This is a genomic window from Streptomyces litchfieldiae, from assembly GCF_031845365.1.
Lineage (GTDB): Bacteria > Actinomycetota > Actinomycetes > Streptomycetales > Streptomycetaceae > Streptomyces > Streptomyces litchfieldiae.
The window spans coordinates 35,769-58,949 of sequence record NZ_JAVREL010000001.1; the positions used below are offsets into that span (position 1 = coordinate 35,769).

The window sequence follows — 23,181 nt, forward strand, 5'->3', positions numbered from 1 at the left end:
GGTGCGCCCGCCGGGGGCCGGCGGGCGGCGGGGCTCAGGAGACCGTGACCTCCGGCCGGCCCGAGGGAGTTCCTTCCTTCTCGAGCTGCTCGGCGATCTTCATGGCCTCGTCGATCAGCGTCTCGACGATCTTGGATTCGGGGACGGTCTTGATGACCTCGCCCTTGACGAAGATCTGTCCCTTGCCGTTCCCCGAGGCGACGCCGAGGTCGGCCTCGCGGGCCTCGCCGGGTCCGTTGACGACGCAGCCCATCACGGCGACGCGCAGCGGCACGTCCATGCCGGTGAGCCCGGCGGTGACCTCCTCGGCCAGCTTGTAGACGTCCACCTGGGCCCGGCCGCAGGACGGGCAGGAGACGATCTCCAGGCCGCGCTCGCGCAGGCCGAGGGACTCCAGGATCTGGGCGCCGACCTTGACCTCCTCCACCGGGGGCGCGGAGAGCGAGACGCGGATGGTGTCGCCGATGCCCTCGCTGAGCAGGGCCCCGAAGGCGACGGCCGACTTGATGGTGCCCTGGAAGGCGGGGCCGGCCTCGGTGACGCCCAGGTGCAGCGGGTAGTCGCACTGGGCGGCGAGCTGGCGGTAGGCGTTGACCATGACGACGGGGTCGTTGTGCTTGACCGAGATCTTGATGTCCCGGAAGCCGTGCTCCTCGAACAGCGAGCACTCCCACAGCGCCGACTCCACCAGCGCCTCGGGGGTGGCCTTGCCGTACTTGGCGAGCAGCCGCTTGTCGAGCGAGCCGGCGTTGACGCCGATGCGGATGGGGGTGCCGGTCTGGGAGGCCGCCCGGGCGATCTCCTTGACCTGGTCGTCGAACTTCTTGATGTTGCCCGGGTTGACCCGCACGGCGGCGCAGCCCGCGTCGATCGCGGCGAAGACGTACTTGGGCTGGAAGTGGATGTCGGCGATCACGGGGATCTGCGACTTGCGCGCGATCACCTTGAGCGCGTCGGCGTCGTCCTGCGTCGGGACGGCGACCCGCACGATCTGGCAGCCGGACGCCGTCAGCTCGGCGATCTGCTGAAGGGTCGCGCCTATGTCCGAGGTCCGCGTCGTGGTCATCGACTGGACGGAGACGGGCGCGTCACCGCCGACGGCCACCGACCCGACCTGGATCTGGCGGCTGGCGCGGCGCTCGGCCAGCTTGACGGGCACGGACGGCATTCCCAGCGAGATGGCTGTCATGGATGTATGCAACCCCACGTGTGGTCATGGTCCCGGAAGGCGCCGGGCTCCCCTTGGGTCGAGCCTACGGCACGGGTCACCCGGTCAGCCGCACCGGGCTGACGATGTCGGCGGCGAGCACCAGCAGCGTGAAGCAGATGAACACCCCGGCGACGACATAGGCGACGGGCATCAACTGGGCGACGTCGAACGGGCCCGGGTCGGGGCGCCGGGTGACCCGCGCGAAGCCGCGCCGCGTCGACTCCCACAGCGCGCCCGCGATGTGCCCGCCGTCGAGCGGGAGCAGCGGCAGCATGTTGAACAGGAACAATGACAGATTGAAGCCCGCGACGAGGAACAGCGCGGTGGCCACCTGCTGGCTGGCGGGGATGTCCAGGGTGAAGATCTCACCGCCCACGCGGGCCGCGCCGACGACGCCCATCGGGGAGTCCGGCTCGCGCTCGCCGTTGCCCAGGGCGGCGTCCCACAGGCCGGGGATCTCGGACGGGATGTCGATCAGGGCTTCCACGCCGCTGGACATAATGTCACCCATACGAGCGACAGCTTCGCCGAAATCCTGCTTGACGATTCCACTCGCGGGTGAGAACCCGAGGAAGCCGGCGGTGACGTACTCGCCCTCGACGTAGCCGCCGTCGCCGTCCGTCTTGGCGACCTGGTTCTCTATGAGGTTGGCGTGGAGGTCCAGCGTCCGGCCGTCGCGCTCGACCGTGATGGTGGCCGCGCCGGTGGTCTCCCGGATGCGCTCCTGGAGCGTGCCCCACTCGTCGATGGGCTCGCCGTTGAAGGCCACGATCGTGTCGCCCGCGCGCAGCCCGGCCTCGGCGGCGGGCGCCGGGCGGTCGCCCTCCCGGCAGTCGCGGGGCTCCTCGCTCTGGTCGACCACGCACTCGGAGACGGTGGCGACGGTGGTGGTCTGGGTGTTGATGCCGAAGCCCATCAGCACCCCGAGGAAGATGGCGACGGCCAGGATGAGGTTCTGCGCGGGGCCGGCGAACATCACGATCACGCGCTTCCAGGGCTTGCGCGTGTAGAAGAGCCGCTTCTCGTCGCCGGGCTGGAGCTCCTCGAACGCGGCGGCGCGGGCGTCCTCGATCATTCCGCGGAACGGCGAGGTGGAGCGCTTGCGGATCTTGCCGTCGTCGCCGGGCGGGAACATCCCGATCATGCGGATGTAGCCGCCGAGCGGGATGGCCTTGATGCCGAACTCCGTCTCCTTCTTCTTCCGCGACCAGATGGTGGGCCCGAAGCCGACCATGAACTGCGGCACGCGGACGCCGAACATGCGGGCGGTGGTGAAGTGCCCCAGCTCGTGCCAGGCGATGGAGATGAGCAGCCCGAAGACGAAGACGAGTATGCCGAGGATGAACATCAGGGCCGTCATGCCGTCATCTCCTGATTCGCTCCGCCGCCGCCGCGGCTGCTGTCACGGCCGGCCGTGCCGGCCAGCTCCCGGGCACGCCGACGCGCCCTCGTCTCCGCTTCGAGGACGTCCGAGAGGGTCAGTGAGGTTCCTGAACCGGCACTGCCCTGCTCCTCCACGACCCGGGCGACGGTGTCCACGATCCCGGTGAACGGCAGCAGGCCGGCGAGGAAGGCGTCGACGCATTCCTCGTTGGCCGCGTTGAACACCGCGGGCGCGGTACCGCCGAGGCTACCCACCTTCCGGGCGAGCGGCACCGAGGGGAAGGCATCTGTGTCCAGCGGCAGGAACTCCCACGTGTGCGCCCGGGTCCAGTCGCAGGCGGGCGCCGCGTCGGGGACCCGGTCGGGCCAGCCGAGGGCCAGCGAGATGGGCATCCGCATGTCGGGCGGGCCAGCCTGGGCCAGCGTGGAGCCGTCGGTGAACTCGACCATCGAGTGGATGTAGGACTGCGGGTGGACCACGACCTCGATGCGGTCGAACGGAATGCCGTACAGCAGGTGGGCCTCGATGACCTCCAGGCCCTTGTTGACCAGGGTGGCCGAGTTCACCGTGATGACCGGGCCCATCGACCAGGTGGGGTGGGCCAGCGCGTCGCCGGGCGTGACCCCGGCGAGCTCGGCGCGCGTCCGACCGCGGAACGGGCCGCCGCTCGCCGTGACGATCAGGCGCCGGACCTCGGCGCGGGTGCCGCCCAGCAGCGCCTGGAAGAGGGCGGAGTGCTCGGAGTCGACGGGGATGATCTGGCCCGGCTTGGCCAGCCCGGTCACCAACGGGCCGCCGACGATCAGCGATTCCTTGTTGGCCAGGGCGAGCAGCCGGCCGGCCTGGAGGGCGGCGAGGGTGGGCGCGAGGCCGATGGAGCCGGTGATGCCGTTGAGCACGGTGTGGCAGTCGCTCGCGGCCAGCTCGGTGGCGGCGTCCGGGCCGGCCAGGATCTCCGGCAGCGGCCGGCCGGCGCCGTACTCGGCGCGCAGCGCCTCGCGCAGCGCGGCGGCGCGGTCCGCGCGCGCGATGGCGACCGTGCGCACCCCGAGCCGGTGGGCCTGGCCGGCCAGCAGCTCCAGCCGCCCGCCGGCGGCGGACAGGCCGGTCACGCGGAACAGCCGCGGGTTGCGCAGGACGACGTCGACGGCCTGCGTCCCGATCGACCCGGTGGACCCGAGAATCACCACCTCCCGCGGTCCGTCGGGCCGGGGGGCGGCCGGTTGGCGCAGGTGCGGGTCGGCGAGGCAGACGGGGCTCTCGGTCATCCGCCCATTGTCGCCCGTCCGGCGCAGGCCCGGGACCGCGGGGCCCGCTCAGTCCCCGGGACGGATGAGGCGCCGGACGTCCTTGCGCCGGGCGGGTCCCGGCTCGGTCTCGGCGATCCAGGGACCGGGCGAGGAGGGGTCCGTGATGCCCTCCTCCAGCCAGGTGTGGGCGCCGTCCAGCACCTCGGTGACCAGTGCGCCGTCGGCGTCGTCGGTGTTGTGCCACAGGCGGTGGAACAGCTCGTCGACGCGCAGCCGGGCCTGCCGGCAGAAGACGTCGGCGAGCCGGTACGCCGGGCGGCCGTGGTCGTCCCGGGCGCGCAGTTGTTCGGCGTGCACACAGGCGGCGGTCATGGCGAAGAGCTCGGCGCCGATGTCGACGACGCGGCCGAGGAACGCCTGCTTGTTCTCCAAACGGCCCTGCCAGCGGGACATGGCGTAGAAGGTGGCCCGGGCCAGCCGCCGGGCGGCGCGTTCGACGTAGCGCAGATGCGCGGAGAGGTCGGGCAGCCGCGAGACGTGGAAGTCGCCGTAGGCGAGCGGCAGATGGCCCCGGCCGATGGCGAGGGAGGGCAGCCAGCGGGCGTAGAACGCGCCGGCCGCGACGATGGCCTTTCGTTTGCGGGTGAGGGAGGCGTCGGGGTCGATGAGACCGCCGGCGACCTTGAGGTGGGCGTCCACCGCCTCGCGCGCGATGAGCAGCCGCATGATCTCGCTGGAGCCCTCGAAGACGCGGTTGATGCGCAGGTCGCGCAGCACCTGCTCGGCGGGGATGGCGCGTTCGCCGCGGGCGGCCAGCGAGTCGGCGGTCTCGAAGCCGCGTCCGCCGCGGATCTGGACCAGCTCGTCGGCGATCCGCCACGCCGCCTCGCTGGCGTAGAGCTTGGCGAGGGCGGCCTCGATGCGGATGTCGTGGCGGTCCTCGTCGGCCAGCTCGCCGGTGAGTTCGAGGATGGCCTCCAGGGCGAAGGTGGTGGCGGCGATGTAGGAGATCTTGCCGCCGACGGCCTCGTGCTCGGCGATCGGCTTGCCCCACTGGACGCGGGCCCCGGACCACTCGCGGGCGGTCTTCAGGCACCACTTGCCGGCGCCGGCGCACAGCGCGGGCAGGGCGAGGCGGCCGGTGTTGAGCGTGGTCAGGGCGATCCGCAGGCCCGCGCCCTCCGCGCCGACGCGGTGGGCGGCCGGGACCCGGACGCCGTGGAAGCGGGTGACGCCGTTCTCGATGCCGCGCAGGCCCATGAACGCGTTGCGGTGCTCGACGGTGATGCCCGGCGAGTCGGCCTCGACGACGAACGCGGTGATGCCGCGGCCGGGCACGTCGGCCATGACGACGAGGAGTTCGGCGATCACGCCGTTGGTCGTCCACAGCTTGACGCCGTCCAGCACGTAGTCGTCGCCGTCGGGAACGGCGGTGGTGGCCAGCCGGGCGGGGTCGGAGCCGACGTCGGGCTCGGTGAGGAGGAACGCGGAGATCGCGCCGCGGGCGCAGCGCGGCAGGAAGGTTTCTTTCTGGCTGTCCGTGCCGAAGAGCGTCAACGGCCGGGGGACGCCGATGGACTGATGGGCGGACAGCAGGGCGCCGACGGCGGGGCTGGCCGTGCCGATGAGCGCGAGGGCGCGGTTGTAGTGGACGTGCCCGAGCCCCAGGCCCCCGTACCGGGGTGCGATGTTCATGCCGAAGGCGCCGAGCTCGCGCAGGCCGTTGATGACGTCGTCGGGAACGCGGGCCTCACGGTCGATCAGCCGGCCGTCGATCCGGGTGGCGCAGAACTCCCGCAGCCGGTCCAGGAACTGGTCCCCCTCGGCGCCGGCGAGGTCCGGGGCGGGGCGCGGATGGATGAGATCGAGGCGGAGCCGGCCGAGGAAGAGCTCCCCGGCGAAGCTGGGCCTGTGCCGGTCGCGCTCCCGGGCGGCCTCGGCGACCCGGCGGGCCTCGCGTTCAGAGACGGTCATGTGCACGCACCTCGTCCCGGTGATTCCCCGCAGGGGGTATGTACCCGTTTCTCCGTGCGGGAACTCGGGCTCTCGAGCGCCGTTGAAGCGCTTCGACACATCTCTGGACACGGGCAGTTGTGCGGTCTAGGGTCAACGCGATTACATAGACAGCCCCTATCGAAGCGCTTCACACAACGTCGGGTGTGTCCCCACTTATCACACCCCTCCTCATCCTCCTGGGAGAGCAGATGGTCACTCTCGCCGAGGTCGCCCGGCACGCCGGCGTCTCAGCCAGCACGGTGAGCTACGTCCTCAGCGGCAAGCGGACCATCTCCACCCGGACCCGGGAGCGCGTCGAGAAGAGCATCCGCGAGCTGGGCTACCACCCCAACGCCGGCGCCCGCGCCCTGGCCAGCAGCAAGTCCAACATCATCGCGCTGATGATGCCGTTGCGCACCGACATGTATGTGCCGGTGATGATGGAGATCGCCATCGCGGTGGCCACCACCGCGCGCGAGCGCGGGCACGACGTGCTGCTGCTGACCGGCCAGGAGGGCCCCGAGGCCGTGCGCCGCGTGGTCGGCAGCGGCCTGGCCGACGCCATGATCCTGATGGACGTGGAGCTCCAGGACCAGCGGCTGCCGCTGGTGCGCGAGGCGCCGCGGCCCGCCGTGCTCATCGGCCTGCCCGCCGACACCAGCGATCTGACCTGTGTGGACCTGGACTTCGTGGCCACCGGGCGGCAGTGCGTGGACCACCTCGCCGAGTTCGGGCACCGGGACATCGCCGTGGTGGGCGAGGCGGCCGCCGTGTACGAGCGGCACACCGGGTTCGCGGAGCGGACCATCCTGGGCGTGCGCGAGCGCGCCGCCGAGCTGGGCGCGCGCGTGCTGCACCGGCCGTGCGAGGGCAGTTACGAGTCGATGGCCGGCACGCTGGCCCGGATCTTCGACGAACGCCCCGGCACCACCGCCGTCATCGTGCAGAACGAGGCCGCGATCGGCCCGATGCTCAGCCTGCTGCGCCAGCAGGGGCGGGCCGTTCCCGAAGACATCTCCGTGGTGGCCATCTGTCCCGAACAGGTCGCCACCCAGCAGTCGGTGGCCCTGACCTCGGTCGCCATCCCGGCCCACGAGATGGGGCGGCGGGCCGTCGAGCTGGTCATGGCCAAGATCGAGGCGGCCGGCGGCAACGGCGCCGCCGAGGCGACCGGGCCTCACACCGAGATGCTGCCCCCGCAACTCACCGTCCGGGCCAGCACCGGCCCGGCCCCCTCACCGACAGGAGCGCCGTGAACGACTCGTCCGCCGTATCCCTGGCCCAGTCCTCCCCCACCGTCGGCACCTTCCACGAGCGCGCCGGGGCGCTGGAGTGGAGCGGCCGGCAGGAGACGTTGCGCATCGAGCCCTGGGGGCCGGACGCCCTCCGGGTCCGGGCGCGGCTCGGCGGCCCGGTGCTGGCCGACCTGCCCGGCGCGCTGCTGGAGGGGCCGCCCGACCCGGGGCCCGTGGCCGTCAAGATCGAGGACGGGCGGGCCACGCTGACCTGTGGCGCGATCACCGCCGAGGTGAGCGCCGAGGGCCAGATCCGGTTCGTGCGCACCGACGGCGGCGAGGAGCTGCTGGCCGAGGAGCGGGCGCACTTCTGGTGGCCTGGCCCGCGCCTGTACACGTCGATGGGCAACGGCTACCACCGGCTGGAGCAGCGTTTCGCCGCCTACCCGGACGAGAAGCTCTACGGGCTGGGACAGCATCAGCACGGGCTGCTGGACCAGAAGGGCGCGGTCCTGGACCTGGTGCAGCGCAACGCCGAGGTGACCATCCCGGTGCTGACCTCCAGCCGGGGCTACACGCTGCTGTGGAACAACCCGGCGATCGGCCGGGTGGAGCTGGCCGGGAACGGCACCCGCTGGGTGGCCGACAGCGCCCGGCAGATCGACTACTGGATCACGGCGGGCCGGCCGGCCGAGGCGCAGCGGCGCTACACGGCGGTGACGGGCCGCACCCCGATGCTGCCGGAGTGGGCGGCGGGCTTCTGGCAGTGCAAGCTGCGCTACCGCACCCAGGACGAACTGCTGGGCGTGGCACGGGAGTACAAGCGGCGCGGGCTGCCGATCTCGGCGATCGTCTGCGACTTCTTCCACTGGACGCACCTGGGCGAGTGGAAGTTCGACCCGGCCGAGTGGCCGGACCCCGCGGCGATGGTGCGGGAGCTGGGGGAGCTGGGCATCACGCTGGTGGTCTCGGTGTGGCCGTCGGTGTCGCCGCTGAGCGAGAACCATCCGGTGATGGAGCAGCGCGGGTTCTTCATCGGCACCGAGTACGGGCCGATGGCGCACGCGGACTGGCCGGACAAGGAGGTCGCCGAGCCGGTGCAGGTGGCGTTCTACGACGCCACCAACCCCGGGGCGCGCGACTTCGTGTGGGCCCGGATCCGGGAGAACTACCTGGAGCCGTACGGGATCACCGCGTTCTGGCTGGACGCCTGCGAGCCGGAGCTGAAGCCCGGCTTCCAGGCGAACCTGCGCTACCACGCCGGCCCGGGCCTGGAGGTCGGGAACCTCTACCCCCGGGAGAACGCCCGGACGTTCGACGAGGGGCTGCGGGCGGCCGGGGCCGGCGACGACGGGGTCATCACCCTCAACCGCTCGGCCTGGGCGGGCAGTCAGCGGCACGGCGCGGCACTGTGGTCGGGCGACATCGGCACGGACTTCGCGACGCTGCGGCGGCAGATAGCCGCGGGCCTGAACACGTCGCTGTCCGGGATCCCCTGGTGGAACACGGACATCGGCGGCTTCCACGGCGGGAACCCGGACGACCCGGAGTACCGCGAGGTGCTGGTGCGGTGGTTCCAGTTCGGCACGCTGTCGCCGCTGATGCGGCTGCACGGCTTCCGGGACCCGGGGATGCCGCTCGGTCCGGCGATGACCGGCGGGCCCAACGAGGTGTGGTCCTACGGCGAGGAGGCGCTGCCGGTCCTGGAGTCGTATCTGCGGCTGCGCGAGCGCCTGCGGCCCTACGTCCTGACGCAGATGCGGGCCGCACACGAGGAGGGGCTGCCGCCGATGCGGCCGCTGTTCCTGGAGTTCCCGGACGACGAGCGGACGTGGGACGTGGCCGACACGTATCTGTTCGGCCCGGATCTGCTGGTGGCGCCGGTGCTGGAGGCCGGGGCCCGCGAGCGCGAGGTCTATCTGCCCGCCGGGGCGCGCTGGACGGACGCCTGGACCGGGACGGAGTACGCGGGCGGCGCAACGGTGACGGTGCCGGCTCCGCTGGAGCGGATCCCGCTGTTCCTGCGCGACGGGGCACGCCTGCCGATCGCCGACTGACGATCGCCGGCCGGGACTCCCGCCCACCCGCCCCGTGCAGGGGAGCGGGTGGGCGGGCTGTTCGCGGTCCTGCGCTCCCGCGGACCGGATCGCCCCGCCGGTCAGCTCTCGCTGACGGCGAAGTTGTTGGTGACGAAGTCGAGTCCGCCGGCGGACGAGGTGATCTCGTAGCCGAACTGCACGTCACCGATGACCGTGCTCTGGCTCATCCAGCCCCGCTCCGTGATCCAGTCGAGGATCGGCAGGATGTCCACCTCGCCCGAGGTGGAGTCGCCCTGCCGCAGGAACGAGTAGACGTTGTTGCTGCCGTTGCTGCCGTTGTAGACGTCCCAGGTGTGGCCGCCCACGGTGGCCTGCCCGACGGGGGAACCGAGCGGGCCGACCGGGCCCGTCCAGTTCATCCAGAGCATGATCTCGTGGTCGTAGTTCACGTCCCAGACGTCGAACGTCGTGTTGTACGCGCCCGAGGAGGGCACCGTGACGTCGAAGGTGGCGCTGAGGGATCCGATGTCGGCGATCGGCTCGCCGACGATCCACTTGGCGTTGGGGTAGGACTTGATGCCGCCGGTGTTGGGGTGGTCGGCGGTCACGGACCACTGGGAACCGGAGTCGGCGGCGATGCACTGGCTGCCGGCGCCGGAGCCCCAGATGTTGTTGTAGACGATGTAGCCGTCACCGGGCTCCCAGTTGCCCCACTGGTCGCAGGACTCCCAGACGGCGGCGTGCGCGGTGCCCGTGGTCAGTCCCACGGCAGTGGTCAGGGCCGTGGCGCTGGCCACGGCGAGGAAGAGTCGGCGCATGTGCGGCTCCCTTGTGTGTGGGGGGTGAGAACGGCCGCGCCGAGCCGGTCCAGAGAGATCCCGGCCGGGTGGGCGTGGCCGGTGAGCAGGTCGGTGTGGGGGTGGGGCAGGGGGACTGTGACCTGCTCACGACTGTGGTTGAGGAGGAAGAGCAACTCCCCTCGGCGGACGGCCTCGACGCCGGGCGGCAGCCCGGGCAGCACGGGCGTGACGCCCGCGGCCCCGGCGGCGGAGGCCAGCAGCTCGGCCAGGGCGGGCGGCTCCGGCAGCGTGGAGACGTACCAGGCGGTGCCGCGCCCGTACGTGTGCCGGGTGACGGCGGGGCGGCCGGCCAGCTCGCCGTCGGCGTAGGCGGTGACGGTCTCGGCGCCGGCGGGCTCCAGGTCCTCGCTCCAGAGGGCGCCGGTGGTGCCGTCGGTGAGGTGGACGGCCGAGCCGGCCGGCAGCGGCCACCATTCGTGGACGGCGGCCAGGCCCAGCACCTCGCGCAGCCGGGCGTCGGTGCCGCCCTCGCGCACGCGGTCGTCCTCGTCGGCGACGCCGGTGAAGAAGCCGCTGACCAGAGTGCCGCCGCCGGCGACATAGGCCGCGAGGTTGTCCAGGGCGGCGTCGGTGAGGAGGTAGAGCTGCGGGATGACGACCATGCGGTAGCCGCCGAGGTCGGCCTCCGGGTGGGCGAAGTCGCAGGTGAGGTTGCGCTGCCAGAGCGCGTGGTGCCAGGCGGACAGGATCGCCCGGTAGTCCAGTTCGGCGGAGGGACTGCCGGGCTGTTGGGTGGCCCACCAGGCGGACCAGTCGTGCAGCACGGCGATGTCCGCGGTGACCTCGCCGCCCAGCACCGGGGCGAGGCGGCCGAGTTCGGCGCCGAGGTCGCGGATCCGGGCGAACGCGGGGGAACCTTCCCCGGAGTGCGGCAGCATCGCCGAGTGGAACTTCTCGCTGCCCTGGCGGGAGGCGCGCCACTGGAAGAAGCACACGCCGTCGGCGCCCCGGGCGACGGCCTGGAGCGACCACAGCCGGGTCACGCCGGCCGGCTTCGGCTGGTTGACCGGGCGGAAGTTGACGGCGGAGGCCGCCTGTTCCATCAGCATCCAGGGGCCGCCGGCCTGGGAACGGGTGAGGTCCTGGACGAGCGCGCCGTGGGCGGGGCCGGCCGGGTCGTCGAAGGAGGCGGCGGGATCCGGGTAGATGTCGACGGAGACGACGTCCTCCTCGGCCGCCCAGCGCCAGCCGTCCTGCCCTACGAAGAGGGGCATGAAGTTGGTGGTGACGGGGATGTCGGGGCTGTGCGCGGCGACGATGTCGCGCTCGGCGACGAAGCACTCGAGCAGGGCGTCGCTGGTGAAGCGGCTGAAGTCCAGCGACTGCGCCGGGTTGTTGAGGTACTGGGCGCGGCGGGGCGGGACGATCTCGTCCCAGGAGTCGTAGCGCTGGCTCCAGAAGGCCGTGCCCCAGGCGGTGTTGAGCGCGGCCAGGGAGCCATAGCGCTCGCGCAGCCAGGTCCGGAAGTGGCGCGCGGTGGTGTCGCACCAGCAGGCCGTGCCGTACTCGTTGTTGATGTGCCACATCCGCAGCGCCGGGTGGGACCCGTAGCGGACGGCGAGGTCGGCGGTGATGCGGGCGGCGTGTTCGCGGTAGACGGGCGAGGACGCGCAGAACTGGTTGCGCGAGCCGTACCAGATCACCGTGCCGTCCCTGTCCCGCGGCAGCGTCTCGGGGTGCTGGGCACCCAGCCAGGGCGGCGGGGAGGCGGTGGGAGTGGCCAGGCAGACGCCGATGCCGCCCTCGTGGAGCAGGTCCAGGACGGTGTCCAGCCAGCCGAACTCCCGGGCCCCCGGGCGCGGTTCGATGGTGGCCCAGGAGAAGACGCCGACGGTCGCCAGGTTGACGCCGGCCTCCTTCATCAGGCGGATGTCCTGCGGCCACACCTCGGCCGGCCACTGTTCGGGGTTGTAGTCCCCGCCGAACAGCAGCCGTCCTCGGGTGGCGTCGTTGAGTGCTGCCATGGTGGTGTCCTCTCAGCCCTTGACGGCGCCGATCAGCATGCCCTTCTTGAAGTGACGCTGGACGAACGGGGAGAGGATGGCGACCGGCAGGAGCGCGAGTATCATCACGGCGGTCTGCACGGCGAGGCTGGGTATCTGCCCGGTGCCGATGACCTGGGCCATCCCGGCGGGCCGCTCGTTGGCCACCACGATCTGCTGAAGGACGTTCTGCAGCGGCAGCTTCTCCTGGTCGGTGATGTAGATGAAGCCGGCGAACCAGTTGCCCCAGTACGCCACGGCGTAGAAGAGCGAGATGACCGCGAGCACGGCCCGGGACAGCGGCAGCACCATCTGCCACAGGATGCGGAAATCGCCCGCGCCGTCGATGCGCGCGCTGTCGATGATCTCCTGGCCGACGTTCATGAAGAACGCGCGCAGCACCAGGATGTTGAAGACGTTGACCGCCATGGGGAGGATCAGCGCGGCGTAGGTGTTCATCAGACCCAGGCTCTGGATGAGCAGGTAGGTCGGGATGATGCCGGCGCCGCCGAAGAACATGGTGGCCAGCAGCGTGAACAGCAGCGTGCGGTGCCACAGCGAGCCGAGCCGGGACAGGCCGTAGGCGGCCAGCACGGACACGGTCATGCTGAACAGCGTGCCGACGAGCGTCACGCCAATGGAGACCATCATGGCGCGGGACACCTCGCCGCCGCTGAGGAGTTCGCGGTAGGCGGCGAAGCTGATGCCCTCCGGCCAGACGACGAGGCCGCCGGTCTCGTTGATGGTCTCGGCGTCGGAGAGGCTGGTGACCAGGACGATCCAGATCGGGAAGAGGATGGCCAGCACGGCGATGCCCAGGATGACGCCCTTGGCCGTCAGCCCCACGCGGGTGGGCGGCTCCTCCCAGGCGGGCCGCTGCCGCTTGCCCTTGGGCTCGTCGTCGTCCGTGACCAGGACGCTGGTGTCGGTCATGGTGCTCATCGCCTCGAATACACCCCCTGCTCGCCCATCGCGTGGGCGACTCGGTTGGCGGCCAGCACCAGGCAGAGGCTGAAAATGCCCTTGATGATGCCGATGGCCGCCGCGTAGCTGAAGTCCCCGTTCGCGATGCCCCGGTTCCAGACGTAGGTGTCGAGCACCTCGGAGGCGCCGGGGCCGACGGCCGTTCGCTGGATGAGGAACTGCTCGCCGCCGATGGTCAGTATGTTGCCGACCTGGAGGACGAGCAGCAGGGCGATGACCGGGCGCAGCGCGGGCAGCGTGATGTGCCACATGCGGCGCCAGCGGTTGGCGCCGTCCGCCGCGGCCGACTCGTACAGCTCGGTGTTGACGGTGGACAGGGCGGCCAGGAAGACGATGATGCCCCAGCCGGCGTCCTTCCAGATGACCTGGGCGGTGATCAGCCACTTGAAGAAGCCCGGGTCGGTCATCAGGTCGAAGCTGTCGGTCAGGCCCCAGTCGCGGAAGAGCTGGGCGACCAGCCCGGCGCCGCCGAACATCTGCTGGAAGACCGTGATGACCAGCACCCAGGAGAAGAAGTGCGGCAGGTACAGCACGGCCTGGGCCCAGGCGCGGACCTTGCTGTGCAGCACGCTGTTGATCAGCAGGGCGAGCGCGATCGGCACCGGGAAGAAGAGCAGCAACTGGAGCGAGGAGAACATCAGGGTGTTCTGCACCGCGTTCCAGAAGTCGGAGTCGTCGAGCATCCGCTCGAAGTTCTCCATGCCCGTCCAGGCGCTGTTGGCCATGGAGTCGAAGAAGCCGTCGCCGGCGTACGGGCTGTAGAACTGGAACGCGATGACGTTGCCGGCGATCGGGATGTAGGCGAAGACCAGCAGCAGGATGACGGCGGGCAGCGTCATCAGGACGAGCATGTAGTCGCGGCGCAGGCGGTGCCGGAAGGCGATGCCGCCCTTCAGGCGGGGGTCGTCCTTGCGGCGCCGGCGCGTCGCTTTCTTCGCCGTGGCGGGCTTCTCGGCTGGCCCGCCGCTCTCCCGTGGCACGGGCGGGCGCGGGACCGTGCTCTGGGACACGGGCTTCTCCTTGCTAGCGGCGGGTCCCAGCCGGGTGGCCGGACCCGCCAGGTGACGAGGACGGGGGCGGGCGGTGGTCAGGCGCCTTGTTCTTCGTCGAGCAGTCCCTGGTAGAACTCGCGCAGCTCGTCGCCGCCGTTGCGGCGCCACTCGGCCACGGCGTTCTGCATGTCGCGGATGGACTGGCGGCCGCGGACGACGTCGTCCTCCAGCAGCTCGAACTCGCCGTCGATGCTGGCCAGCCGGGCCGGCTCCTGCACCTGGCGGCCGAAGAACATCGGCTCCTTGGTGTACTTCATGTGCCGGCTCATCCAGCCCACGTGGTCCTCGACATACTGCGGGGTGTCGGGACCGGCGATGACCTGGCCGTGGCAGGCGACGAAGGGGTAGGTCTCGGGCACGACCTCCTCCTCGCCCTGCGGGGTCCGCACGGGCAGCCCGTCCTCGAGGGTGTAGTGGGTGCCCTCGATGCCGTAGGAGCGCAGCCGCTGCTCGCGGGTGCCGTACGGGGCGGCGGCGAAGTTGGCGATCTCCAGGGCCTCGCGGATGCGCTCCTCGGGGAGGTTCTTGTTGACGAACGTCCAGATCCCGGCGCCGTTGGCGAGGTACATCACGGGGTCGTTGCCGTCGACGCCGAAGTAGTCGAAGGCGTTCATGCGGAAGTCGGGGTTGGCCGTCCGCTGTTCCACCACCGCGCCCTGCCAGGCACCGTCACCGGTGTTGAACATCAGCGACTCGCCCGCGGTGAAGCGCTGGAGGGAGTCGCCGGAGGCGGCGACCGCGTCCGGGTGGACGACGTCGGCCTCATAGAGCTTGCGGGTCCACTCCAGCGCCTCCAGGTAGGCGTCGGTCTCGTAGCGGTTGATCAGCGCGCCGTCGTCGCCCTGCGTCCAGTACTGGGGCTTGTTGGGCACCACACCGAAGATGATGAACGCGGACCACTTGAAGTCCTCGACGGCCCAGATCCGGTTGCGTGCCGAGGTGACGTCCTTGCAGAAGGCGACGAAGTCATCCAGGTTGGTGGGCACCTCCCAGCCGTTGGCCTCGAAGATGTCCTGCCGGAAGTAGGGCACCACGCCACCGATGGGCGGGCCGGGCCGGGGCAGCCCGCGCAGGGCCCCACCGAAGATGGCCGACTCCCAGGCGGCGGTGGGGATGGCAGCGAGGTTGGGGTAGTCCAGCACGGCGTCGCCGGAGAGGAACGGGCCCAGGTCCGCGAACCGGCTGCTGATCGCCTGCGGGATCTGTCCCGCCATCTCCCAGCTCGGGACGCACACCAGGTCCGGAATGTCACTGCCGGCCAGCACGGCGCCGAGCTTGTCGCCGTACGTCATGCCGTCCTGGGTCTGCCAGTTGATCTTGACCCCGATGCCCTCGTCCATCGTGGTCCAGAAGACGTTGCCGCCGCCGGGCGGGGTGCCCCACAGTGGGGTCATGATGGTGTACTCGCCGCCCTTGCCGCGCGGTTCGGGCACCGAGACGCCGAGCTGGTCGTCGGGTATCCAGGTGGTGTAGCCGGGGCTGGCGCCGTTCTCGCCGGGGATGTCCGGCGGGAAGGCGGCGTCCGACTCCTGGAAGGTCGGCAGGATGCTCTGCACCTCCTGGTCCGACGCCGCGCCCTCCTGGCCGCCACCACCGCCGCCGTCACCGCCGCAGGCGGAGAGCAGGGGCACGCCGCCGGCGGTCGCCGCCGCTGCAAACGCCGATGAGGCGAGGAATTTTCTGCGGCTGGGAACGGAGCGTGAGTTCGGCATGGCGTCAACCCTTCAAGGCTCTGCGTCTTCGCAAATGACCGTGGCGGCAACCTGGTCGAAGCGCTTCGATGTTGGGCTGAGGCTAGAACCCCTCAGCGGGCGGCACAAGCCCTGTTTCGCAGAAACTTCGACGCCGTTTCGACATGGCTCTGACCTGTAGACGCTAGGAGAAGGCGAGTCGATACCGAGTGGTGTCTTGACAGGGAGGGGCGGGGAAACTCAGCATCGAAGCGCTTCGAACGTCGCCCGCGAAGATCGCTTCGCGGGACAGCCGCCACCACCGCGAGGGGACCGCACGTGACTGCCCAACCGCCGCCCTTCCGCGATCCCCGAGCGAGTGTCGAGGTGCGGGTCGCCGACCTGTTGGGGCGCCTGACACCTGCCGAGCGGATCGCGATGCTCCACCAATACACCCCGGCCATCGAGCGGTTGGGCATCCCGGCCTTCCGCACCGGGCAGGAGGCCCTGCACGGCGTGGCGTGGATGGGCCGGGCCACGGTCTTCCCGCAGGCGGTGGGCCTCGGCGCCACCTGGAACGACGAACTGGTGCGCCGCGTCGGTGAGGCCGCCGGCCGCGAGGTCCGCGCGATGCGGGCCCACGACGAGCGGGTCGGCCTCAACGTCTGGGCCCCGACGGTCAATCTGCTGCGCCACCCGCTGTGGGGCCGCAACGAGGAGGGCTACGCGGAGGACCCGCACCTGACCGCCGCCCTCGCCACCGCCTACACCCGCGGCCTGCGCGGCGACCACCCCGTCTACTGGCGCACCGCACCGGTCCTCAAGCACTGGCTGGCGCACAACCACGAGCGGGACCGGGTCACCGCCAGCACCTCGGTGCGCGCCCGCGTGCTGCACGAGTACGAACTGCCCGCGTTCCGCGGCCCGGTGCGGGCCGGCGCGGTGTCCGGCGTGATGCCCGCGTACAACCTGGTCAACGGCCGGCCCAACCACCTCTCCCCGCTGCTCGCCGACGAGCTGCGCACCTGGACCGAACTGCCGCTGGTCATCTGCTCGGACGCCGCCGCGCCGAGCAACATCGCGGGTCTCCAGGGCTATCTGCCCAGTCACGCGGAGGGCCTGGCCGCCGCCCTGCGGGCCGGTGTGGACAGCTTCACGGACGACAACGAGGACTCCGCCCCGACCGTCGAACGCCTCACGGCCGCCCTGGAGCGGGGGCTGATCACCCAGGAGGACATCGACGTCGCCGCCGCCCGGCTGCTCGGCATGCGCTTCCGCCTCGGCCAGTTCGACCCGGACGACGACCCGCACATCAAGGACGCCGCCTTCGACACCCCCGAGCACCAGGAGCTGGCGCTGACCGCGGCCGAGCAGGCCGTGGTGCTGCTGAAGAACAACGGGCTGCTGCCGCTGCGCTCCGGCACCCGGCTGGCGGTCGTCGGGCTGCTCGCCAACGAGGTCAAACTCGACTGGTACAGCGGCTCGTTGCTGCGCCGCACCAGCCCGCTGGCCGGGCTGCGCGCCCACCCGGGCGTCGCCTCGGTCACCTTCGCGGAGGGCGCCGACCAGGTGCGGCTGCGCACCGAGCGGGGCTGGGTCCACGCCCACGCGGCGCCGGGCGCCGAGGACGGCGAGCCCACGGCGACGGCCGCGCTCGACCCGGCGCTGCTGGCCGGCCGCACCGACCTGCCGCCGCTGACCGTTGGCCCCGAGGCGGAGGCCACCACGTTCGCGCTGATCGACTGGGGCGACGGGGTGCTCACCCTGCGCGCGCCGGACGGGCGTTACCTGTCCGTCGCGGACGACGGCCTGGTGCGGGCCTCCGCCGATCAGCCCGGCGGCTGGGTGGTCCAGGAGACGTTCGCTCTGGAGCCGCACGGCGGAGGCCACCTCCTGCGGCATCGAGGTACCGGCAACCATGTGTCTGTCGCCGCCGACGGCCTGAAGGTTGCCGAGGAGGGCGACGTCTTCTTCCTGGAGACCGTCGAACGCGGCCAGGACGCGGTGGCCGCCGCCGCGGCCGGCGCCGACGTGGTGATCGTCGTCGCGGGCAACGACCCGCACATCAACGGCCGGGAGACCGAGGACCGCACCACCCTGGCCCTGCCGCCCCAGCAGGACCGGCTGTGGCGCGCCGCCCACGCGGCCAACGAGAACACGGTCCTGGTGCTGACCTCCGCCTACCCCTACGCCGTGCGGGACGCGGACGCGGCACTCCCCGCGCTGCTGTGGACGGCGCACGGCGGGCAGGCGGCCGGCACCGCGCTGGCGCGCGTGCTGTGCGGCGACGTCTCGCCGGCCGGCCGGCTGCCACAGACCTGGTACGCGGACGACGCCGAGCTGCCCGGCATGCTGGACTACGACCTGATCGGCTCCCGCACCACCTACCTGTACTACGACGGCACGCCGCTCTACCCGTTCGGCCACGGCCTGTCCTACACCACCTTCGACTACACCGCCCTGACCGCGTCCGCCGACGGCACGGAGCTGACCGCCGAGGTGACCGTGGCCAACACCGGCGGCACCGCGAGCGACGAGGTGGTCCAGCTCTACGCCCGCGCCACCGACCCGAGCGTGCCGCGCCCGCACCGGTCGCTCATCGCGCACCGCCGGGTGCGGCTGGCGCCGGGCGAGTCCCGGGAGCTGTCGTTCACCGTGCCGCTCGCCGAGGCGCTGGGCTTCTTCGACGTCGCGCACTCCCGCTGGACGGTCGAGCCGGGCGCCTACGCGGTCCAGGCCGGCGCCTCCAGCCGCGACATCCGCCGCACGGCGACGCTGACCGTGGCCGGCGAGCCGGCCGGGCCGCGCCCGGTGCGGGACGCCGGGCTGGCCGCCGCCGCGTTCGACGAGACCTCGGGGACCGAGCTGGTGGACACCGCGCGGGAGGCCGGCGACGCGGTGTCCGCCGGCGCCGACGGGGTGGGCGAACTGACCTTCCGCGCCTGCGACTTCGGCACGGGAACGACCACGGTGGACCTGCGCGCGGCCCGCGCGGAGGCCGGCGAGGCCACCGTCGAGCTGCACATCCCCGGCACCGGCTGCCGCGCCACCCTGCGGGTGCCGTCCACCGGGGACCGTTACGCCTACACGACGGTGACGGCCGAGCTGCCCGGCGCCCCCGCCGGGGTGCACGACCTGTGCCTGACGCTGCACGGCCCCGTCCGGGTGGACCGGCTGACCTTCACGTAACGGTTGAGCTGCGCGTAACGGTTAAGCTGTCCGGCGCCATGAACACGTACGGCCTGCTGCTCCTCCCCTCCCACAACCGTGTCTACGCGCAGGCGTCCGCCGCGCTCGCCCACGCCGAGCTGCTCGTTCTGAGCGGCGCGGTGCTGGGCGGGCGGCTGACCGGAGTCGCCGAGACGACCCTGGGCGGGGTGCCCTATCTGACGTTCCGCGCCGACGGGCTCTCCCCCGGGGACATCCGCCACCTCGCCAACCTCTCGTCGCTCTACGCGCTCTTCGAGATCCAGGACGGGAAGCTGCTGCGCCCGGTGGAACTGACGAGGCTGGACAAGTTCAGCAGCGATCTGATCACCATCCAGAAGTACCCGGGCAAGACCAATGAGGACTTCACCAAGCTCCTGCTGAACGTGACGGCGATGTCCTGCGCCACCCCCGAGCGGCTGCTCACCGGCGAGCTGCGCGTCCTGGACCCGCTGTGCGGCCGGGGCACCACGCTCAACCAGGCGATGATGTACGGCCTGGACGCCGCCGGGGTGGAGCGGGACACCAAGAGCTTCGAGTCCTACGGCAACTTCCTGCGCCAGTGGCTGAAGAACAACCGCGTCAAGCACCGGGCGGAGACCACCACCGTCCGGCGCGACCGCCGCTCGCTGGGCCGGCGCTTCCACGTCGCGCTCGGCGAGAGCAAGGAGCTGTACAAGAAGGGGCAGGAGATCGAGGTCACGATGGTCAACGCGGACACCGCCGCCAGCGGCGACTTCTTCCGCCCGGCCTCGTTCGACCTGATCGTGACCGACGCGCCCTACGGCGTGCAGCACGGCGCCACGGCGCGGGCCACGCTCTCGCGCAGCCCGCTGCCGCTGCTCCGGTCCGCGCTGCCGGCCTGGACCCGGCTGCTGCGCCCGGGCGGCGCCATCGGCATCGCGTGGAACACCTATGTCGCCCGCCGCGAGGAGCTGGCCGGACTGCTCGGCGACCACGGCTTCGAGGTCCCCGACGCCGAGCCGTACCACGGCTTCCGGCACCGCGTGGACCAGGCGATCGTCCGCGACCTCATCGTGGCCCGCCGGACCGCCGCCGGGGACTGACCCAGGCGGCCGGGCCCGGCGCGGTCAGAGCTCCAGCCCGGTGAGGACCATGACGCGCTCGTACGTGTAGTCCTCCATCGCGAACCGCACCCCCTCACGGCCCACCCCGGACTGCTTGGCCCCGCCGTAGGGCATGTGGTCGGCGCGGTAGGAGGGCACGTCACCGACCACCACGCCGCCCACCTCCAGCGCGCGGTGGGCGCGGAAGGCGGCCTGGATGTCGTGCGTGAACAGGCCCGCCTGGAGGCCGAACTTGGAGTCGTTGGCCGCGGCGAAGGCCGCCTCCTCGCTGTCCACCCGGGTCACCGTCATGACCGGGCCGAAGACCTCCTCGCGGGAGACCTTCGCGTCGCGCGGAACGCCCTCCAGCACGGTCGGCAGATAGCTCGCGCCCTGCCGCGCCCCGCCGGTGAGCACCTTGGCGCCGGCCGCGGTGGCCTCGTTCACCCAGGTCTCCACGCGGCGCGCCGCCTCCTCGCTGATCAGCGGGCCCACGTCGGTGGCGTCCTCGCGCGGGTCGCCGGTGACCAGCGCCTCGACGGCGGCGATCAGCCGGGGCAGCAGCCGGTCGTACACGGCGGTGTCGGCGATGACGCGCTGCACGGAGATGCAGGACTGGCCGCCCTGGTAGTTGGAGAACGTGGCGATGCGCTGGGCCGCCCAGTCCAGGTCGGCGTCCGAGGAGTAGTCGGCGAGCACGACGGCCGCGCCGTTGCCGCCCAGCTCCAGGGTGACGCGCTTGCGCGGCACCGAGTCGCGGATGGACCAGCCCACCGGGACCGAGCCGGTGAACGAGATCACCGGCAGCCGCGGGTCCTGCACCAGCGACGGCATCGCGTCGTTGGGCACGGGCAGCACGCTCCAGGAACCGGTGGGCAGGTCCGTCTCGGCCAGCAGCTCGCCGAGGAGGAGCGCGGTGAGCGGCGTCGCGGGGGCGGGCTTGAGGATGATCGGCACGCCGGCCGCCAGCGCGGGGGCGACCTTGTGGGCGCAGAGATTGAGCGGGAAGTTGAACGGGGCGATGCCGAGCACCGGGCCGTAGGGCACGCGGCGGGTGAGCGCGAGGCGGCCGACCCCGGCGGCGTCGGTGTCCAGCCGCTGCGCCATGCCGCCGTTGAACCGGCGCGCCTCGTCGGCCGCCCAGCGGAACACCGAGATGCAGCGCGACACCTCCAGGCGCGCCCACTTCATCGGCTTGCCGTTCTCCGCGCAGATCAGCCGGGCGATCTCCTCGGCGCGCTCGCCGAGCCGCCGGTGCACCCGGTCCAGCGCGGCGGCCCGCGCGTGCGCGGGCGTCGCGGCGAACTCGCCGGCCACGGCCGCGGCGGTGGCGACCGCCTCCTCCGTCTGGGCGGCGGTGGGCACGCTGACGCTGCCCAGGTCGCCGTTGTCCCAGGGGGAGGTGACCTCCAGGGTGCTCTCACCGGTCGCCTCGCGGCCGGCGAGCCAGAACGGGTGCGGGGATGTCGCTGTGGTCATCGCGGGTGCCGCCCTTCCGAAGATGTCGCTTCCCGCCCTCCACCGTAGGCGCTCGGGTCCGTCCCCTCCCTTGTCCGGCGCGGCCGAATGTGTCCATACCGTGCTCCGTTTCGGCAGGACTCGGAGGCCATATTGACCGGGCCATGCCACTTTCGAAAGCATGTCCGCCACCCCTCACCGTCGCGCTGGAACACCCCACCAGGAGATGCGATGCGCATGCTCAGATCCGGCAAGCGGACCACCACGACCGCCGCCGCCGTCCTCACCCTCGCGCTGGCCCTCATATGCGGCACCCAGGCCACCGCCGCTCCCCCGCCCGCCGCGCCGGGCTCCGACACCGCCGTCCGGCAGTACGAGGTCGCCGGAGTGGCGACCGCTCCCGAACGGACCGCCCTGACCCGCACGGGCACCGCCATCGACGAGGCCGGTCCCGGCTCCGTGGTGATCACCGCGGACGCCGCCCAGGCCGAACGGCTGCGCGGCCTCGGCTACGAACTCACCGCGCTGACCGCCCCGGTTGAACGCCAGGCACTCCCCCGCGCCGCCGCCCCCGGCGACTACCACACGTACGGCGAGACGCTGGCCGCCGTCGCCGACGCCGAGGCCCGCTACCCGGACCTGGTCAGCAGCCAGGTCATCGGCCGCTCCCACCAGGGCCGCGACATCGTCGCCGTGAAGATCAGCGCCAATGTGGCCGTCGACGAGGACGAGCCCGAGGTGCTCTTCACGCACAACCAGCACGCCCGCGAGCACCTGACGGTCGAGATGGCGCTCTACACGCTGGCCGAACTCACCGCGCAGTACGGCACGGACGCCGAGATCACCGAGCTGCTGGACTCCCGCGAGGTGTGGCTGATCCCCTCGGTCAACCCGGACGGCAAGGTGTACGACCAGGAGTCCGGCTCGTTCCGGAGCTGGCGCAAGAACCGCCAGCCCAACTCGGGCTCCTCCGCCATCGGCACCGACCTCAACCGCAACTGGGCCCACCAGTGGGGCTGCTGCGGCGGCTCCTCCGGCTCGCCGAGCAGCGACACGTACCGGGGAACGGCCGCCGAGTCCGCCCCCGAGACGGGCGTGGTCGCCGACTTCGTGCGCGGCCGGGTGATCGGCGGCGAGCAGCAGATCACCGCGCACATCGACTTCCACACCTATGGCGAACTGGTGCTGTGGCCCTACGGCTACACGTACGCCGACACCGCGCCGGGCCTCACCCAGGACGACGCCGACGCGTTCGAGGCGCTGGGCACCGCGCTGGCGGACACCAACGGATACACCCCGCAGCAGGCCAGCGACCTGTACATCACCGACGGTTCGGTGGACGACTGGATGTGGGCCGACCAGGGCATCTTCTCGTTCACCTTCGAGATGTACCCGACCTCCTCGCTGGGCGGCGGGTTCTATCCGCCGGGCAGCGTGATCGACCGGGAGACCAGCCGCAACCGGGAAGCCGTGCTGACGCTCCTGGACTACGCGGACTGCGCCTACCGGATCATCGGCAAGGAAGCTCAGTACTGCGCGGCCTGAGCCCCTCTCCCGCCTAGAAGGCCCTGTCCGGCCGATCTTGCCGGGCCCACGACGCCATACACGGCACCTCGCTGCTCCCCCAGACTTCGTCCGGGAGGTGCCCCCAGTCGCATCGCGCGAGTACGGCCAAGTACGAGCTGCGATACTCCGCCTTGCGATGCACCGCGTCGTGGGGGTACCTCCCAGGCCCCCGAGGGCCTGGGGGAGCCAAGGGCTGATCCGACAAGACCGACCGGACAGGAC

At 71.7% G+C, this 23,181-nt stretch carries 15 protein-coding genes; 5 read left to right on the forward strand and 10 right to left on the reverse strand.

What is annotated here, in order from left to right:
* Positions 1-34: 34 nt before the first annotated feature.
* The 4 genes from ispG to RM590_RS00205 all read right to left on the reverse strand — a co-directional run bounded on the left by ispG (position 35) and on the right by RM590_RS00205 (position 5,818).
* Positions 35-1,189 (reverse strand): flavodoxin-dependent (E)-4-hydroxy-3-methylbut-2-enyl-diphosphate synthase, encoded by a 1,155-nt coding sequence (ispG, locus tag RM590_RS00190; protein ID WP_311702183.1) that lies wholly within the window; start codon positions 1,187-1,189, stop codon positions 35-37.
* 76 nt (positions 1,190-1,265) lie between these two features.
* The gene (locus tag RM590_RS00195; RefSeq protein ID WP_311702184.1) at positions 1,266-2,570 is read right to left on the reverse strand and encodes a M50 family metallopeptidase; all 1,305 of its coding nucleotides are present in this window, start codon (positions 2,568-2,570) and stop codon (positions 1,266-1,268) included.
* Positions 2,567-3,862, reverse strand: a complete 1,296-nt coding sequence (gene dxr / locus RM590_RS00200) for a 1-deoxy-D-xylulose-5-phosphate reductoisomerase (protein ID WP_311702185.1) — start codon at positions 3,860-3,862, stop codon at positions 2,567-2,569. Before dxr ends, RM590_RS00195 begins: the two co-directional genes overlap by 4 nt.
* A 48-nt stretch (positions 3,863-3,910) precedes the next feature.
* Complete coding sequence (locus RM590_RS00205; protein WP_311702186.1) at positions 3,911-5,818, reverse strand: acyl-CoA dehydrogenase family protein; 1,908 nt, start codon at positions 5,816-5,818, stop codon at positions 3,911-3,913.
* A 230-nt stretch (positions 5,819-6,048) separates the two neighbouring features.
* Between RM590_RS00205 and RM590_RS00210 the strand changes: the two genes are divergently transcribed.
* Positions 6,049-7,095, forward strand: a complete 1,047-nt coding sequence (locus tag RM590_RS00210) for a LacI family DNA-binding transcriptional regulator (RefSeq protein WP_311702187.1) — start codon at positions 6,049-6,051, stop codon at positions 7,093-7,095.
* Positions 7,092-9,131: a glycoside hydrolase family 31 protein gene (locus tag RM590_RS00215; RefSeq protein WP_311702188.1), complete on the forward strand. Its 2,040-nt coding sequence runs from the start codon at positions 7,092-7,094 to the stop codon at positions 9,129-9,131. The genes RM590_RS00210 and RM590_RS00215 overlap by 4 nt, the downstream gene beginning before the upstream one ends.
* Positions 9,132-9,232: 101 nt before the next feature.
* On the opposite strand, the gene RM590_RS00220 is transcribed toward RM590_RS00215, so the two are convergent.
* The 5 genes from RM590_RS00220 to RM590_RS00240 form a co-directional block, all read right to left on the reverse strand.
* Positions 9,233-9,931, reverse strand: coding sequence for a GH12 family glycosyl hydrolase domain-containing protein (locus RM590_RS00220; protein ID WP_311702190.1), 699 nt, complete (start codon positions 9,929-9,931; stop codon positions 9,233-9,235).
* Positions 9,889-11,937 carry a beta-galactosidase gene (locus RM590_RS00225; RefSeq protein ID WP_311702191.1) on the reverse strand — a complete coding sequence of 683 codons (2,049 nt, stop codon included), beginning with the start codon at positions 11,935-11,937 and terminating at the stop codon, positions 9,889-9,891. The genes RM590_RS00220 and RM590_RS00225 overlap by 43 nt, the downstream gene beginning before the upstream one ends.
* Before the next feature lie 12 nt (positions 11,938-11,949).
* Positions 11,950-12,888, reverse strand: coding sequence for a carbohydrate ABC transporter permease (locus tag RM590_RS00230; protein ID WP_311702812.1), 939 nt, complete (start codon positions 12,886-12,888; stop codon positions 11,950-11,952).
* A 5-nt stretch (positions 12,889-12,893) separates the two neighbouring features.
* A complete protein-coding gene (locus tag RM590_RS00235; protein ID WP_311702192.1) occupies positions 12,894-13,949 on the reverse strand; it encodes an ABC transporter permease in 1,056 nt (351 codons plus the stop codon).
* A 77-nt stretch (positions 13,950-14,026) separates the two neighbouring features.
* Entirely contained in the window at positions 14,027-15,703 is a 1,677-nt protein-coding gene (locus RM590_RS00240) for an extracellular solute-binding protein (RefSeq protein ID WP_311702193.1), read from the reverse strand.
* A 297-nt stretch (positions 15,704-16,000) separates the two neighbouring features.
* On the opposite strand from RM590_RS00240, the gene RM590_RS00245 reads away from it, so the two are divergent.
* Both RM590_RS00245 and RM590_RS00250 read left to right on the forward strand, forming a co-directional pair.
* A complete protein-coding gene (locus RM590_RS00245; protein WP_311702194.1) occupies positions 16,001-18,850 on the forward strand; it encodes a glycoside hydrolase family 3 C-terminal domain-containing protein in 2,850 nt (949 codons plus the stop codon).
* A gap of 38 nt (positions 18,851-18,888) precedes the next feature.
* The gene (locus tag RM590_RS00250; RefSeq protein ID WP_311702195.1) at positions 18,889-19,935 is read left to right on the forward strand and encodes a TRM11 family SAM-dependent methyltransferase; all 1,047 of its coding nucleotides are present in this window, start codon (positions 18,889-18,891) and stop codon (positions 19,933-19,935) included.
* 24 nt (positions 19,936-19,959) lie between these two features.
* Here RM590_RS00250 and RM590_RS00255 read toward each other — a convergent pair whose 3' ends face one another.
* Positions 19,960-21,414 carry an aldehyde dehydrogenase family protein gene (locus RM590_RS00255; protein WP_311702196.1) on the reverse strand — a complete coding sequence of 485 codons (1,455 nt, stop codon included), beginning with the start codon at positions 21,412-21,414 and terminating at the stop codon, positions 19,960-19,962.
* A gap of 210 nt (positions 21,415-21,624) precedes the next feature.
* Here RM590_RS00255 and RM590_RS00260 point away from each other — a divergent pair, with 210 nt between their 5' ends.
* Positions 21,625-22,938: a M14 family metallopeptidase gene (locus RM590_RS00260; RefSeq protein ID WP_311702197.1), complete on the forward strand. Its 1,314-nt coding sequence runs from the start codon at positions 21,625-21,627 to the stop codon at positions 22,936-22,938.
* Positions 22,939-23,181: the final 243 nt, after the last annotated feature.